Genomic DNA, 14967 nt, shown 5'->3' on the forward strand with positions numbered 1-14967 from the left:
TCCTCGGTGGTTGTCGACTTTTTCGGTTGCTCGACAAGTACCGCCTCACGCGGGTCCAAGTAACCGGTCGCTTGCAAGTATAGCTTGGCTGCCGCGGCGTTGCCGGACAATGCTTCGCGCTCCATTGCGGCGATTACCTTAGGTACGCCGTTGCGGGCATGGCGGATGGTCTGCTGTTTGAGTTCCGCCTGAAATTCGGGGTTCTTGCGCCACGTCGTCAACGTGTTCTTGCCCAGCCCTAATTCGGCAGCCACGTCTTTCTGTATGGCGCCAGGTACCGCCAGTAGCTCGATAGCCCGATATTGTTTTTCGTTAAGCATAGATCGTCACCTCCGTACGTTTCGATAGCATGCCGTTGAGTTCGAGAACCAGACGGGCAGCCTCGGCATCACCGGACTCAATCGCCATCTCCATCAACTGCGGCATTTTGTCGGCTAGACGGGACAAGGCGCTTGTTGTGCGGTCAATCTCGGCACAAAAGTCCTCGCGCTTGAGCCAGTTTGATAGCGTGTTCTTGCTTAGATTGAATTGGCGACTGACGTCGATGTTGCGGATATGCGGGTGCTCCGCCATGAAACGGGCAACCTCGATCTGTTGGCGTGAAAGTGGTCGTTTAGACAATTTGACCACGCTCCTTTTCGGTTATTGGGCGCCAGTAAAGGCGCATTAGGCGGGATTATACCGCAATTGCTTCGATTGCTTGCATCTCTTTGACGACTAAATCGCAATATGTCGCGATGAAGTAGGCCGTCATGTTACGGATTGGGCGTTGCTTGGCGACATATGCCGTACGTACTGCGGCTGATTTGAGGCATCGCAAATACACCGGGTTTGTTAGGTCCCAGCGGACGAGTAGTGGTGTCAAAGCGTCATCAGTGGCGCGTTTGAATAGCGCGTTCTGTAAGACAGCGCCGTTGTTAGCGAACAGCTCGACAAACTTCCGGTCAGATAGGCGCACAGCGTTAGTTGCATACACGACCTCTTCCGGAATGTCGTATGCTTCCGCCAATTCCTTTTTCGTCACAGATGCGACTGCTGGCGCTTGCTTTGTCGGTTTCGCTTCGAATGTTTTAGTACTTAAATCTTTAGAAGGGGCTAAGGTAGGGTTTATTGGCACGACAGAGCCGGCACGACACTCGGTAGGACAATCTTCCGCAGGACGGCGCACCAATCGCAATACATTAGCTGTTTGGCGCTTGTCTCCAGTCTTGCGACGTGCAGCGAATACCTCGATTGCTCCAAGTTTCGCTAATTTGGCAACAGAGCGCTGGACCGTACGTGGCGAGCACTCTAATTTTTTGCCCATCGTCGCGTTAGACATGTAAGACACGCCAAAGTATTTGACGGAGTGCTTACTGATCAGGAAGAAAACGCTCTGGTCGGTCTTGTTGAGTTGGCCACGTAAACGGTCGCGATGATACGCGTGAGTGGCGTTAACATCGGCTTTATCAGTGTGGTTGGCTAGGTTAGCGAGGGCTTCATTGGATAGAATGATTGCAAATTTGGACACGGTAAACTCTCCTTTTAGACAACAAAAAAACGCCTCCCGAATCCAGTAGAATCGAGAACCGTCGGCAGTCTGTTGATGATAATATCAACAAAAAAGAGTATACCGGTTGATTTCTGTGAGTAAGGAACTTATAATCGTGGTAACGAATATAAAGCTCACAGAAGTACGTTCATCGATGGTGCGAACATCGGGGAATGTCCATAGGCGGCGTTGGCGCGCTTTCTATGGCTGTGGGTTTTTTCGTGTTCAATTTATTACGATAATTCTAACTCTTTACCCGCCCCACTTGCAACCTCTTTCAAAAAATCCCTCACCGATCTAGCCAAGTTTCTCACGCCAGTTTCTCACACTTTTCGGGGCAAAAAACTGACCCCATTTTATAAATGGCTCAACCAAGCCACCTCTAACCACCATACAACCACCCAAAATAGGCAAAGAACCTAGTTTCTCACACAAAAATGTCGAGTAAACTTTTTTTATTTATTTCAAATACGGTACTTGAAATAATTTAGTCAACTAACGAAACGAGGCGGCAATGCACGTAACTCGTACCCTGCTTAACGTCAAACAACACCATTACATCAGTACCTACCGTCAATTGGTTAGGCCGGAACAACGTAGCCTGCCGTAATTGCCCGTCTAACGTGATCTGGGCGTCCTCTTCGTGTTCCAATAACTCCGGATTGACCACCACCCCATCGCCACTTACCGTCAAATCGTGCTGCGACAGATAGATTTCTAGCGGTAACTCCTTCGTTACTTCGCCGCGTAGCGCTACTAAGTCCTCGTTGTGGCCAATATCCTTGATCATCGCCACGAAATTCTCAACACCGGTACCTTTTTCTTTTCGCATCACTTGCGATTCACTCCCTTTAATCGTTGATTACGCGTACAAAACCAATCAAATACTTGCCCCAGTAACCGGTGCGATACGCTTCTTCCTTACAGCCGTAACTTTGCAGGTTCACCATCTTGTTGTCGTCCGTGACGATACCTACGTGTGACGGCGCTCCTTGACCTCTGCCCGGTATCGTGCCAGCGAATACCGCGATGTCGCCCGGACGCTCTTTGTTTTGCGCGACACGCTGATATTTAGCCCACAGATCACCCGAATAGTTTGGCGTGTTGATACCTATTTGCTTAAAACACCACTGCGTAAAATCGCTGCAATCGCCTATGTTGCTACCGGACAACAACGGATTGCCTCCGCCTAGCTTGTAACGTAGCTTACCGACCTTACTGCGCGCGAAACTGATTACCTGTGTGCGCTTCGTAGAAAGACCATTTCCGGTACCTGCACGGACGGATGTATCAACCTTAGGCTGCATCGCGGTCGTCCATTTCTTCTTGGTTGCTGACCAGTTTTTAGCCTTAGTTCGTGCGTCCGCTGGTCCGTTACCGCGCTCTAGGATAGCGATTTGGACGTTGTGACGACCGAACGCCTTGCATTTGGTTGCCGCTAGTCCTAAATCCAACCGTTTGCCTTTGATCGCGCCACCCGTATCCTCCGCCAAGTAAATGCCGTTCGCTGCGGGATAGCTGCTCGATTTGATGTACACGATAGAGCCATATGGTATTTGCTTAGGGTCTACCGCTAGGCTGCGGTTGGCTACGAATTTGCTACCGGTCGACACTTTACCGTCTCCGTTACCGTTGATGCCGCCCAATGACGGGTTGTATGCGGTCGCTTCCCAGCCGTTATCCCATGTTAGCTTGATGCCGGGTACCGTCGGCATCCCGCCGACCGTGCTGACGTCTTTGGTAGGGTCGCTAGTGTCCGGCTCTTCGTAAAGGACCTGTTCCATTTCAAACGTTCGCGACAACGTGCACTGTGTCGTGTAGTTGCCGTTAGCATCGAACGTATGCGTGTCTGCCGTCACCCAAAAGCTACCGGTAAGTCCCGTAATCGGGTCGTCAGCCCACAAAACTCGCCCCGCTCGTACCGAAATGTCGCCCACTATCGTCACGCTGGCGCTTGTTTCCGGCTTGGAAAGCTCGCGTAGGAGTTGCTTGGCTTGCGTTTGCAAGGTACCGATGTGGTTGGTATTTTCTTTGTGCTCCGCATGAGTCATCAAACCGTACATCTTGCGGGCGTTTTCGTTTGTTTGCACCGTCTGGATGCCTTTCTTTGCCGCCCGATACTCGTCATTACCACCAGTAAGTAAGACGCTAGTGCTCATGTCGTCGATTGAGGTGGACGAGTCCGCACCGATCAGGTTAGTTCCGCGTCCAGCCATTGTTTGTATCTTCTGCGGCTCAACGGCTACAAGCTCCAATAAGCCCTTGTTGTTTTCCAGCGCAAAACGGCGCTTTGACTGGATATATGTCTCGTAGATTAATGACTGCATGATTTCACTAATGGGCTTTTTGAGCCAAATGCGGCGATTAAACACGTACTTGGTATCGGCAATCCGCCCTACCTTAATCCCGTACTTTAGGCAAATTTCTTTAATGATTTGGCTCGCTGTCTTGTTTTTGAATGTAAAGCTGCCCATATTCTTGGTCAGATACCAGTTTAAGTCCGACGCTTCAATCGTCGCCATACCGTCAGCCGTTGCATTGACTGACCTAATCACGCCTCGGAAGTACTCGCCACCATTGAGCGACATTTTCAAAATACCGCCCACTCTAGGAGTCAGCGCCAACTCGTCAGCATTGCGGGCGATGACGACGCCTACCGATAGGGTTCGTGATACAGATCGCGTGCTACCGGACCAGTTGACTGACGTCGACATGTTTGTGATGTCGTAGATTGTCGTCTTGCCCGGAGGTCGATACTCAAGCGTCACTTTGGGCGCTCTAGGCGCTACAACTAACTTCCCGTTCATGTCCGCCCTCCTTTTTGCCAAATTTAAAAGGCGCCCAATCCGGACGCCCTCGTTAATCTTCGTATGTTATGTCGAAATCCCAGCGGAACAGCCCGTCTATGTCGTAGTTTATCGTTCCACGCTCAAATTCGCGCCAGTAAACCCGCCAGTATTCGACAACTGCGCCCCGGTCGCGTTCAACCAGCGCACAAGCCGCGGCGACGGTCAGGTCACCGTCAAGCCCGCCTATGTCGGTAATCTCGTCACTCGTAATACCGTATATCGCTGTCAGTTCCAACAAATCATCGCCATGCAACACGTATCTCACGTTATCCATTTCGCACCTCCACGCCCATATTAGCAGGCGCAATCATGCGGATGATAACGTTTCGTTAGCGTTGAAAAGCGTAATTAGCGGAATTCTTCCACTTCGTGTGACCGATGCAAAAAAAGTTAAAATCCGGATATGCTAGGTCGGAGACGGGAAATGACGTTTTTATCGCTTCATATCAATGTTTGTTCGTCGTTTTTAATTTGTCAGATGAGAAAATATCGCTTACAATTGTACTTGGGTCGGCAAAGCCGATCGAAGGATGATAATTGCGTATCACTTCGTCTCGGAAAGTAAGGAAAAATTTCGAGGAAAGTGAGGTGATGCGAAATGTTGGATTTGTTTACAATTTTCGTGTCTGCACTTGCTGAAATTTACAACACGGTAGATTGGGGTCGCGCAAGCGACTTTACTGCGGTCGTTCGCGACACAGTAGAAACCTTGACACTTGTTGTAGGTAGTACGCAAGGACAGCGTAAAGACATAGAAAAAGACGACGAAGGTTCTGGCAAACCTTAATCGCCTATCCGCCATTTGCTTGATGCAGTTCTGTTGAGCCGTTGTCTCCAAGCCTAAGTAAGAGGGACAACGCTGTCGCAAATCGTCGTGAGACGGAGTGTGCAACGTCACTCTTCGAGAAGTTTATACCTTCCCACGCCATCACATTCTCCCAAATGTGGTGGTTTTTTCTGCATGCAATGATCCTCCCGTATCAAGAGTATCTGTAAAGATGCACTTTCAGTTCTCCTGATACATCTAAATCGTATAAAAAAATATACAAAATAGCAAGTTTTGTTATCAAAACCATAAACGAAGTTTACATATTAGCAACTTATCATATACTAGTCAATCCCCTTTGTAGAGGTATCTTAAGCATAATATTCCGCCAAAATCGGCACATCAAGCCCCGCTAACCAGCGCTCAATCGCCACATGCCGTTCACCAGTAAGCCGTAGCCCGTCGCAATCAAACGTAGCCTTACCGTAGTTGCCGTGCTCGTCCGTAATCTCACCGGTAAATGCATTAATCAGCAACTCAATGGCCGCCTCTGCGATATTAGCGTTGATCACGGGCAAGTGGCGCTCTTTAAGCGTCTCGATTGCCGCGAATTGGTCGCCGAAATGACGTTGGAACAGCCCGACTACGATGCCGTCATGGTCAATGCGCGCATCCCCGACCGTAACGCCGCCCGCGTATAAGCGAGCGACTGGTCCGGAAACGTGCAAAATTGGGTACGTTTTAGTCATCAGAAGCGGTTCAGTCCTTTGATGTGGCGCATCGTTTGCGGGTGACGAGCCACTAACACATACTCCCCAACAATCTGACCTTCAATCCGGTCGCCAGTCTTACCTAGGTGCTTGTGTTGCCATGAGCGCCCTTTAAGCGGGTTAATCGAGAGTTTGTCGAGGTCGATAATAAACATCTCGTCCGGAGCCACGTTTTTGTTGAGCACCACCGGGAATACTCCAAAGTCAGTCACGATTTCGCTGACGATTTGACCACGTTTATCGCTGTATTGGTCAATGACGACTAGTTCGCTTTGGAGGCGTGACAATTTCCGCTTTTGATGTGACCCGACCATGATGACGTAGTTGTGACCCTCGGGTGAAATAGCGCCTTGTTCATATAAATCTTGCGCCACATCCACAAAGTCATCGTAAGTCATTTCGGTTTTCTCGATTGTCTCGGCAAAGTAGCGAAGTCCACCCATTTGACGGACATTACCATCAGGCGTTTGGAACCGGATACCACTAATCAAAGCCTTTTCAAGCTGGCCAGCAAGTTCGAGTTGCTTCTTCTGCTTCTCGTACTCGTAGAGATCGTTAATGCCGTACTGTCCGACCGCTTGAGCGGTGCCGGTAATCGTGATGCCATCGTCAAAAATCTGAGTATAGTTGTATTGTCGTTCTCGCGGTTTGAAACGACTACGGCGGAACGTTTGTCCCTCTGCCGTCTCACTAAATAAGACTTCCAACTTTTTGCCCGCTTCAATCGACTCTAGTTCAGTCTCACCATATGCGCGACGTACCGTGATTGTTTTATTGTTGTCGTCAATTGTCTCGATTAAGATTTGCTCTTCCCCGTTTTGAAGAACATCGTCAACACGTAAATCTCCAACTGACTCTACTGCAATTACAGTGGCGCCTTGCTCTGACTCGTTAGCAGTAGCTACGGTTTTATACGAAAACATCGAGTCTTCATACCACGCGTGCTCTGTGTTCGTAACCTCTTCGCCAAATCCTAAAAGGTTAATCAATGGCGTCTCAATCGGGTTTAACAACAACATCTCATCAGTCACTGATTCCACGCCGCCGACAATCATCTTTGTATCAAATCTCATTCTGACACCTCATCATTTGTATTTTTTGCTGCTAACTTTTCTTGCGTTGCTCTGTAGTCTTGGTACGGCATCGTTGCTCGCTCAAACGTCAGATAATGGGCATGGTGGGCTTTTTGGTCCAATTGTTGCTCTTTGGTCATACTCTTCGTGTGCGGAGTACCTAATGTTTTGCGCCACTCGGCATACTTTTCTCCGTTTTTCGTGATATGCGCCTCAAAAGAATCCGCCATGTCCGCATGATCTAGCATTGATTTTGCAGCATTGACGTTGATGCCCAGCTCCTGCGCCACTTTACGAGCCGTAGCGGGCGTATAAAGTCCGCTGTCCGGCATCCCGTCGAGTTCGGCAGCCATCGCGTGCCATTCGGCTACTTCCGGGTTGGTATCGAACGCCCCGCTAAATGCCTTTTTGATGAGGTTGGCGTCCGTCATGCTCCGCTCTGCCACTAATTTAGCAACGACATCACCGACAAATGGCGCCAGTTGGTCGAGCAATTCCGCGTCACCTGCCGCTCTTGCCACCAAATCATTTAGACGTTGACGCAACGACGACGGAGGCAAAGCCCCGGCATCTAATTTGAGTAGCGCCAATTCTCGCTTAATGAGCGCACGATCAGTGTCACCCTTCGGTTCGCCTGACGTTAGGACGTACTTGTAGCTGTCCATGAATGACTCGAAAATTAATCCGCGTTGCTCTTTCAACTTCTCAAGCTCGGCAATCAGCGGTTTGATTTTCGCCACTTGTACCTTTTGTCGGTGGGCCACGTTTCCTGCTGGCGTGCGGAATTTACTGTCAGGGACTTCTGTCAATACAGCGTTGATTTCCGCGTTAATCCGCTCTGCTTCTTTGTTGAAGTCAGCAATTTGCTCTCGGATATTCTCAATCGAGCGAATTTGTGTGAACGCTCCGTTAACTTGCTGAATGTTAAAATCACTCATGTTTATTTACCTTCCGTTTCGTTAGCGTAGCGCGCATTTTATCGATGAGCGCCCGTTTGTCATCCTTTTTGTTACGTTCCGCCTCGATTTGGGCGTTTATCTCGTCTGCCCGCTGCGGCACGACCTTCACTGGTCGCGGCTTACGGTGCTTGTTCGGTGATATGCGAATCATCACGCATAGCCCCGTCGATGGATTTGCCGTTGGCGATACGCCTCTGCCCGTTCCAATCGTGCCCGCTCTTGATCGATAAAAATTTGTTTGTACTCCGTCGTCGTGAATTTAGCGGTACTGGCGATGCCAGCCAATCCTCCGCAGCCACGTACTCGTCGCTTGTTCTTGCCTCGCGTGATTTTAGTCATCCCGTCACCCTCCATGTAAGTTCATCAAATTTCGGTTTTGTGTGTAATCTGCCGTCAACTACCGTAACCTCCGTCGCATAACTGATAACGCCATGCTCGATAAAGCGCTGATCCGTCAGCATCCGGTCAATCAACTCAAATCGCTGAATCGCTGGGCGTCCTTCTGCTGCATTGATTCCGTCGTAATAGGCAATGACGTCAGCGACCGTTCGACCCCGCCACACATGAGCAGGTACCTCGCCCTCGTCATACCAACTGCCGTCGATTTTGCCGTCAAAGTAGGCGAACAGTGTACGCTCGCGCTTCGATTTGTTCTCATTCACACGAACCAACGCCAAGTTGCTAAGGTCGTTGGCTGCCGACTCGTCTACGATGTGACGTGGTAATACATGATCAAGACTAATCTCGCTCGCTGACGTGAATGGTTCGTTCGTTAAAGCGCAATGTCCGCTCTGCAAAAGGAACAACTCCAGCAAGTCGACCGCTTTGACGACTCTTGCCGATGGGTAATTAGTTCGCGCGTTATACGCGGCGGTCGTTAGTCGACCGGGTAGTCCTCGTCGATATTGGCGAAAGTACTCCGGTGTTGATTTTGTTGTCGCTAATTGGTTCAAAAAAGAAAACCACACTCTCCTAGATCTCACCCCTATTGGGCGGCGCTATTTCTACATATATAGGCTGCATATCAGGGGCATAAATCATACTTTAGTTGTGACTTTTTGGGATGGTGCTCCCTACTCTCCCCACCTATAAGCCGTTATAAGGCGTTGCTTTTTCGGGTCAGCGCTCCCTATTTTCCCCACTCATAGGCCGTTATAGGGCGCCAAATATCATCTCCTAACGCCAAATTCCTCAAAATTACCGTTCGACAAATTGCGACACAACAAAAAAGACGCCAAATGGCGTCCTTATGCGGTGATTCGTTCTAATCCTCGGTCGTTTTTCGTCACTTGCCATCCTTCTTTTTGAAGGACGCCGTCTAACTCGCCTCTACTTTTTTTGTTGCTCCATGCTACGCGAGACATGCCCAATGCGCTGTACATATCACGATTGGTCACGTAAGCCACGTCGTCAGGAATCTCGCGCAATACCTCGGTCAACCGGTCGAGCTTGGATTTGCGACCGCTCAAACGCTTTACTGACGGCTTAAATTCGCGGAAGCTGGCGCCGGGCAAGTGGTTTTGCATGATTTTGAGCACGTCGTCCGTCATCCCGAATACGACTGCCAATACCTCGCCCTTTCCGGAATCGCTCGGACGGGTCCGCGTAATTTCTTGAATCAAATTGGCCGCGGTACGGCGCGCTAGGAAGTCTTGTGCCTCGTCATCGCGGAACTTGACGCCCTTACTCGATGTATCAAATTCGGTGCTGACGAGCGGACCACCGTTGACCAGCTCGGCAACGCATAGTTGGGCGCCAACCGGTAACATCAAACGCCCACTGATCACGACGCGATTGAACTCGTTATAGTCGTTGGTTCCTAATCCACCGTTGTTTGGCTTCAACGACACGTATCCGGTATTGATTTGCTCCATTAAATCACGCTCAAAGTCCTCCATGACATCATTAAAGGCTGTAACTAGCGTCGGCTGGTCGCTCAAGACGTCGCTTTTCAGCACGTCGAAGAAGTTGGCGCGGTTCTCGGCGTCTTTGAACCACGAAGCGGAGTACGAGGCGTCACCATTCCAAAGCACCGTCAAGTTGTCATAACGCTGATACCCGGTCGCGTCGAGTGTCATCGCCATCGGGATAGTCTGATAGTCCGGAGATACCGCTGCCGTGCCGTCAAACACCGTCAGATTGGTGTCGGACGGGATGAGATGAGAAATAGGCTCCGCAGCATCGACGACAATCTCGAATCCACGCCCAAGCCGGTTCGTCGTAAGGATGCCGCCATGTCGGATAATGTACTCAATCGCCGCCAAACGCTCCAAACCGCCGTCAAAGTGGTAATGGCCGAAGTAAATGTCTTTAAGCGTCTTGTTCACCTTATACGCCGGGTTGATTGGCGCCAGTCGAGCGGTATATCGGTTGCCTACGTCAGTGATCGTTGAGAGTTGGCGTTGTAACTCGCGCATTTCCGGCTGGCTTGCCGCCCACGACTTGCTACCGTAGCCACCGTCAGTACCGCGTACGGCGATTTGGATGCGGTCGAGCATCGTAGATAACGTCTTTTCGCCAATACGGTGGGTCTGATACACCGTCAACGCCTCGTCATGCAGGATGTGGCGGGATTTGCGGGGTACACTGCCGTAATGCTGGAGACGGCGCTCGAACTCTCCTGACTTCAATACGCGGTTGAACATCGCATTGGTGAGCACGACCACGCGGAACTTCTCGGCGTCGTCCCACTGTTCATCGTAGAGAGCGGGCTTGTCGATACCTAGATTTTCACGCGAATAGATGCCGATTGCACGTCGCTTACCGTCGAAATTCGCCTCATTGACTAACTCGGTGACGCGCTCGACCGTAGGGACCACGATCAGGAACGGTTCGGGCAGTTGGTCGGAAAATGCCGCCAGTGTCGTAATGATTGCCGATTTGCCGAATCCCGGATAGGCGTTCACCAGTGTAGTATCAGAAACTCGCATTGTATCGGGGCATACGATGTGGGACAGTATTGTGGCCGCGGCGAGTCGTCTTTCGTCACTTACCTTTTGCCCTCGCATTTCCAACAGCTTGCACCATACATCAGTAGTATTGGCGACCAAACTTGCATCGTTACCAGTAATTGCAGGTAGATTGTTCATCCGTTTCCTCCGTAACTGTAAACACATCCTGTGTATATAAAGGGATGCCTTTACACTTTTGTTTGACCGCTAGGGAAAACCAAGCGTAGCTTGGCTATCTTTTATCAGCGGTTAATATCGCTTATTAAGAACTAGCGAGCACAAACCGCTCGCAACCATCAACTGGCATATACCTTTGTGACATAGGGTTAGTAAACCCAACCGAACAGATAACGCCACGGAATTCGTCAAATCAGAAAACTTTCACCCTACACTATTAAGAGCAGCTGATTTTGGCACCGTTTTATAATAGGGAGGCGAGCGGGCGCCCCACCATTTGCATCGAGAACCCGCGCAACCTACCTACACCCGTCTCACTGCGCCACAGCCGCCTATTTGACTGGTAAATCGTTGACGACGTGCTCGAATTGTAGCTGGAAAGCGCCCGCAATCTGACGGTGATACAATGGCCTGCGCTGAAACGTGCATTTCCCCTCGATATAACGCTTTAACGAGGACACCGGTATCTCTGCCTTTTCCGCCAGCTCGTCGTAACTCATGCGGAAGTGTCGCCGTAATGCTTCAACCTCCGTTGGTGTGAATCTACGTCGATGATCATCAAGAACTCCTAACATGTAATCAATCCTTTCTTTGCCCGTGATAGGCAACATGAATTAAAAATAAGCCCAGCAACCGCCGGTATTTTGTACTTCACTGTTAATAGGGCTAAAATCTAAAAAATATCCACTTTTGATGCAAACAATTTCAAAAAGTTGAGCGGCCGTCGCTGACCGCTCGAATCGTGGAGGTAGATTTTATGTTTGCGGTTTTTGCCGCCTAACTATATATTGACTTTTATTTTTCGTTTTCATCACTTACCGCCAATTTAATCGTAAAATGTTTGGACCACGTTTTTACACGCGCCCATTCAAATTTATTTTATGTGGCGGTGGTTGGCGTGGTACGCTAGTGACACATAACGACGTCATAGCACTTGATAGGGAGGTACATAGCGGTGGGAATCGACAGAACAACCTATAAAAGCGCACAGTTGTGCGACGAATTACAAATCAAGCCGTCGACGTTACGGAAATGGGCGCTACTTCTTCAGGACGCTGGGCACAAGTTCCGCCACGATACGCACGGACGACGGATTTACGATGACGCTGATCTGGCGCTCATGCGCGAATTTCAGAAGTTGAAAGCTATGGGTGGCGCTACGGTTACAAGTGCCGCGAAAGACGCTGTATCAATGCTCAATAGTCGCCAAAGTGTCCGAACCGCTCCCGATATAGCAGGCGAAAACTTGCCGGCGATACCGAATGAGGACCTTTTATTGGCGCTACAAAAGCTGGCGCAGGATAACGAGGAAATTAAGCAAGATTACCGGCAATTGAAGCAAGATTACACTGAACTACTGCAGATACTGAAGGAAACACACGGTATCGTAGCGCGGTTGGAACAGTACGAGGAAAACAAAGAACTAGCATTACATCAGTCTTTAGCGGCAATTGAAGAGAATACTAGGAAGAAAGACGTAGCAGAAGTAGCGCCTGTAAAGCGCTCATGGCTCGACAAGTTGATGGGGCGCAACGGGGCGGAATAAGGCGGCACAAAGCGTGCCAGCACCGGCACATTTCGTGCCACTTTCGGGATTTTGGCGCTATCACGGAAACGCTAGGCGCTGCCTAGCATATCGCGGAGAGTGATAGCAGTTTCCCCTTATGCTCTTTGAACGTTTGGAACGCAAATAAAAAGACCCCAATTGGCGTTGGAGTCTCGTAGATTGGAGCGGTCGTTGGCGCGACTGCTTTTTTATATTGGTGTGAGAACTTATTGGCGGCGGCTGGGCAATTGGCGTTACCCGTTGCTATTAGCGTAATTGGCGTTACGCTGAGGTTATGTCGGTTAATGTAATGCGGATATTACCCGCTACGTAGGTATTATCGTCAGTCTTGATCATGTGGCGGTCAATAATCGAGTCATCAACGCAATCCAATCCAATTAGACGCTTGGCGACGTCTAAGATGATTGTCAGCGCTAGGTTACGGCATAGTTCTTCACCTTCCAGCGGTCCATCCCGCTCATCGTAATCGACTGCCCAATCGTAAATACCGCTCTCTTGGTGTATACCGTGCCACTCCATTTCGTATCGAGCGGTATGGGTCACTACTCGGTAATCCTCCATGTATTGGACCTCCGTGATCAGCGAACGAGGACGGATAAACGACGTGTATCAGCTATCGAGCGGCCTAGCAGATCAGCAACTACCTTAACTCCGGCCCAATGTGTAGCGGCATCAGTGTGAATGTAAAAAAGACCCGGTTTAACCTGTTCAATGCGACGAACCTCAGCGTTTTGGTGTGCCATGCTAACTACCTCCTGTCTTTTGTTACCCTTATGTTATAACAGTGTTCATACACTTACCATATTGTTTTTATGAATTTGGTCAATGATTACAAATTTAATGTACGATAGTTGCAACAAAAGGCATATTAGGAGATGAACACTGTGACCAAAGAGAACAAAAAAGAAGTAGTCCGTAAGCGACCTCGTAAAACATACACATTAAGCCCGGTAACGGTCGAGAACTTACGCGAATTGAGCGAAATCTTTAAAGAGGGCGAGTCGCGCATCATTGATCAGGCGGTTGCGGCGTTCTATAAGGAGCAAACGGGAATCAGCAACAAAGAGTATGCTGATCGCGTACGAGAATTAGACAAGTAAATAGATGCCAACTGACGCCCACGACGCTAATTGCGCTCTAGGGCGTTTTTTGTCGTGTATTGACGTAGTAAAACGCCGTCGCAGGTTAAACCGGTACCTAGCCATTGGCGAGCGGTACGTACGTAAAACTGCCAATGGCTAGGTGGAGTTTTAGGGCGCTATTGATTGCCAGCGGATAACAGACGCATTTAAACGCCTTTTAAGCGTTTGTATCGGTTACTGACGGTAAAGGTAGGTAGTGGGCGACAGGTGACGTTGTGGGGCGTGTGGTGGCGTGTAAATACGGGTAACTGCGGGCAAAGGCGGTGCAAACTCAAAAGTTAAATTTGGTGTGCGGGATTTTACGTAGGGTTGCGAGTGGTAGCGGAAAGAAGCGGGTTGGGTCGGGGTGGTGGTGCTGAAGCGGCTCTGATCGTGGACGGCGGAGACAGCGAGGTCAAACGTTAAAAATGGTGCGCGGAAGGTATGGCTGGAAGGGAGGGCGCTGTGGTGCGCTGTGCATGGGGGGGTCCGGGCATTGGCGGCATCTTTCGACAAATAAAATAATTATTTTTATTTATTTTCGCGTGATTGTCCGTTGCATACGTTATACATCGATATACATCATTGACCACTGATAATCGCCAGTTTTTCGGATAACATATCTTATGTCATCTCTTGTCCGCTCGATAAACGTTGGTGTTGAGCCATTCCGTTGATTACCGCTGATTATGTAAGTAACCGCCCATTGTATGCATCGACCGCCTGTAAGCGCCATAAACGTTGGTATGACGCCATTTAGCGGCATTTACCGCGAGTGACGAGAGGTATACTGACCGAACCTCTGCGCCTCTGTGAGCGGTGAATAAAATGTTGCATAAACGGCGGGTATTTGGTGACGTTTGGTGGCGGCTGACTGGCGACTGGTGACGGTGATCAGCGTGAAAAGTTTTAGCGGGGCGTCCGTAGGAGGCGCTGTGCGGGTGATTCTCGGCATTTATCCCTCGTAGTCACCGTAACATACCACGCCCCCCTGCGCCACCTACCGCGCCATTAAGCCATTCTTACGCCATATCTCCGTCAACTCACCGGCAGGGACTCGGCGTTGGCTTCCGCTTGCTTGCGCGCCCGTATCTCGGCCAACCGACGCTGTAATTCCTCGGTGGTTGTCGACTTTTTCGGTTGCTCGACAAGTACCGCCTCACGCGGGTCCAAGTAACCGGTCGCTTGCAAGTATAGCTTGGC

The 14967-nt window shown here is 49.9% G+C and carries 18 protein-coding genes; 3 read left to right on the forward strand and 15 right to left on the reverse strand.

Annotation, left to right across the window (positions count from 1 at the left end; all coding sequences use genetic code 11):
• From KNO70_RS15835 to KNO70_RS15860, 6 genes are all read right to left on the reverse strand, one after another.
• A partial coding sequence (locus KNO70_RS15835) for a phBC6A51 family helix-turn-helix protein (protein WP_214812833.1) occupies positions 1 to 320 on the reverse strand: 320 nt, incomplete at its 3' end.
• The gene (locus KNO70_RS15840) at positions 313 to 621 is read right to left on the reverse strand and encodes a phBC6A51 family helix-turn-helix protein (protein ID WP_214812834.1); all 309 of its coding nucleotides are present in this window, start codon (positions 619 to 621) and stop codon (positions 313 to 315) included. The genes KNO70_RS15835 and KNO70_RS15840, both read right to left, overlap by 8 nt.
• A gap of 55 nt (positions 622 to 676) precedes the next feature.
• Positions 677 to 1510 carry a helix-turn-helix domain-containing protein gene (locus KNO70_RS15845; protein WP_214812835.1) on the reverse strand — a complete coding sequence of 278 codons (834 nt, stop codon included), beginning with the start codon at positions 1508 to 1510 and terminating at the stop codon, positions 677 to 679.
• Between the two features lie 508 nt (positions 1511 to 2018).
• Entirely contained in the window at positions 2019 to 2366 is a 348-nt protein-coding gene (locus KNO70_RS15850; RefSeq protein WP_214812836.1) for a DUF2577 family protein, read from the reverse strand.
• A gap of 16 nt (positions 2367 to 2382) precedes the next feature.
• Positions 2383 to 4338, reverse strand: a complete 1956-nt coding sequence (locus tag KNO70_RS15855; RefSeq protein ID WP_214812837.1) for an XkdQ/YqbQ family protein — start codon at positions 4336 to 4338, stop codon at positions 2383 to 2385.
• Between the two features lie 52 nt (positions 4339 to 4390).
• Positions 4391 to 4654 (reverse strand): hypothetical protein, encoded by a 264-nt coding sequence (locus tag KNO70_RS15860; RefSeq protein ID WP_214812838.1) that lies wholly within the window; start codon positions 4652 to 4654, stop codon positions 4391 to 4393.
• 324 nt (positions 4655 to 4978) lie between these two features.
• Between KNO70_RS15860 and KNO70_RS15865 the strand changes: the two genes are divergently transcribed.
• Positions 4979 to 5167: a hypothetical protein gene (locus KNO70_RS15865; protein WP_214738377.1), complete on the forward strand. Its 189-nt coding sequence runs from the start codon at positions 4979 to 4981 to the stop codon at positions 5165 to 5167.
• Positions 5168 to 5517: 350 nt separating this feature from the next.
• Here the strand turns inward: KNO70_RS15865 and KNO70_RS15870 are convergent, their stop codons facing one another.
• From KNO70_RS15870 to KNO70_RS15900, 7 genes are all read right to left on the reverse strand, one after another.
• Positions 5518 to 5895 (reverse strand): hypothetical protein, encoded by a 378-nt coding sequence (locus KNO70_RS15870; protein WP_214812839.1) that lies wholly within the window; start codon positions 5893 to 5895, stop codon positions 5518 to 5520.
• On the reverse strand, positions 5895 to 6989 hold the full coding sequence (locus tag KNO70_RS15875) for an SU10 major capsid protein (protein WP_214812840.1): 1095 nt from the start codon (positions 6987 to 6989) through the stop codon (positions 5895 to 5897). Before KNO70_RS15875 ends, KNO70_RS15870 begins: the two co-directional genes overlap by 1 nt.
• Complete coding sequence (locus tag KNO70_RS15880) at positions 6986 to 7927, reverse strand: hypothetical protein (RefSeq protein WP_214812841.1); 942 nt, start codon at positions 7925 to 7927, stop codon at positions 6986 to 6988. Before KNO70_RS15880 ends, KNO70_RS15875 begins: the two co-directional genes overlap by 4 nt.
• Entirely contained in the window at positions 7920 to 8099 is a 180-nt protein-coding gene (locus tag KNO70_RS15885) for a hypothetical protein (RefSeq protein WP_214812842.1), read from the reverse strand. Before KNO70_RS15885 ends, KNO70_RS15880 begins: the two co-directional genes overlap by 8 nt.
• The gene (locus KNO70_RS15890; RefSeq protein WP_214812843.1) at positions 8099 to 8287 is read right to left on the reverse strand and encodes a hypothetical protein; all 189 of its coding nucleotides are present in this window, start codon (positions 8285 to 8287) and stop codon (positions 8099 to 8101) included. Before KNO70_RS15890 ends, KNO70_RS15885 begins: the two co-directional genes overlap by 1 nt.
• A complete protein-coding gene (locus KNO70_RS15895; RefSeq protein WP_214812844.1) occupies positions 8284 to 8916 on the reverse strand; it encodes a hypothetical protein in 633 nt (210 codons plus the stop codon). The genes KNO70_RS15890 and KNO70_RS15895 overlap by 4 nt, the downstream gene beginning before the upstream one ends.
• Positions 8917 to 9195: 279 nt before the next feature.
• Positions 9196 to 10614 (reverse strand): hypothetical protein, encoded by a 1419-nt coding sequence (locus tag KNO70_RS15900; protein WP_214812845.1) that lies wholly within the window; start codon positions 10612 to 10614, stop codon positions 9196 to 9198.
• A gap of 1417 nt (positions 10615 to 12031) precedes the next feature.
• On the opposite strand from KNO70_RS15900, the gene KNO70_RS15905 reads away from it, so the two are divergent.
• Positions 12032 to 12622: a MerR family transcriptional regulator gene (locus KNO70_RS15905; protein WP_214812846.1), complete on the forward strand. Its 591-nt coding sequence runs from the start codon at positions 12032 to 12034 to the stop codon at positions 12620 to 12622.
• Between the two features lie 282 nt (positions 12623 to 12904).
• Here the strand turns inward: KNO70_RS15905 and KNO70_RS15910 are convergent, their stop codons facing one another.
• Together KNO70_RS15910 and KNO70_RS15915 are read right to left on the reverse strand one after the other, a co-directional pair.
• Complete coding sequence (locus KNO70_RS15910; protein WP_214812847.1) at positions 12905 to 13204, reverse strand: hypothetical protein; 300 nt, start codon at positions 13202 to 13204, stop codon at positions 12905 to 12907.
• 17 nt (positions 13205 to 13221) lie between these two features.
• Entirely contained in the window at positions 13222 to 13386 is a 165-nt protein-coding gene (locus KNO70_RS15915; RefSeq protein WP_214812848.1) for a hypothetical protein, read from the reverse strand.
• Between the two features lie 141 nt (positions 13387 to 13527).
• Between KNO70_RS15915 and KNO70_RS15920 the strand changes: the two genes are divergently transcribed.
• A complete protein-coding gene (locus tag KNO70_RS15920) occupies positions 13528 to 13743 on the forward strand; it encodes a hypothetical protein (RefSeq protein WP_214812849.1) in 216 nt (71 codons plus the stop codon).
• The last annotated feature ends 1224 nt before the right edge of the window (positions 13744 to 14967 follow it).

This window comes from Exiguobacterium sp. s181 (genome assembly GCF_018617125.1).
Lineage (GTDB): Bacteria > Bacillota > Bacilli > Exiguobacteriales > Exiguobacteriaceae > Exiguobacterium > Exiguobacterium profundum.

Bases quoted from the DNA above. Each gene is read 5' to 3' on its own strand.
- KNO70_RS15880 (WP_214812841.1), bottom strand. From the start codon at position 7,927: ATGAGTGATTTTAACATTCAGCAAGTTAACGGAGCGTTCACACAAATT.
- KNO70_RS15875 (WP_214812840.1), bottom strand. From the start codon at position 6,989: ATGAGATTTGATACAAAGATGATTGTCGGCGGCGTGGAATCAGTGACT.
- KNO70_RS15870 (WP_214812839.1), bottom strand. From the start codon at position 5,895: ATGACTAAAACGTACCCAATTTTGCACGTTTCCGGACCAGTCGCTCGC.
- KNO70_RS15855 (WP_214812837.1), bottom strand. From the start codon at position 4,338: ATGAACGGGAAGTTAGTTGTAGCGCCTAGAGCGCCCAAAGTGACGCTT.
- KNO70_RS15865 (WP_214738377.1), top strand. From the start codon at position 4,979: ATGTTGGATTTGTTTACAATTTTCGTGTCTGCACTTGCTGAAATTTAC.
- KNO70_RS15860 (WP_214812838.1), bottom strand. From the start codon at position 4,654: ATGGATAACGTGAGATACGTGTTGCATGGCGATGATTTGTTGGAACTG.
- KNO70_RS15915 (WP_214812848.1), bottom strand. From the start codon at position 13,386: ATGGCACACCAAAACGCTGAGGTTCGTCGCATTGAACAGGTTAAACCG.
- KNO70_RS15885 (WP_214812842.1), bottom strand. From the start codon at position 8,099: ATGATTCGCATATCACCGAACAAGCACCGTAAGCCGCGACCAGTGAAG.
- KNO70_RS15890 (WP_214812843.1), bottom strand. From the start codon at position 8,287: ATGACTAAAATCACGCGAGGCAAGAACAAGCGACGAGTACGTGGCTGC.
- KNO70_RS15910 (WP_214812847.1), bottom strand. From the start codon at position 13,204: ATGGAGGATTACCGAGTAGTGACCCATACCGCTCGATACGAAATGGAG.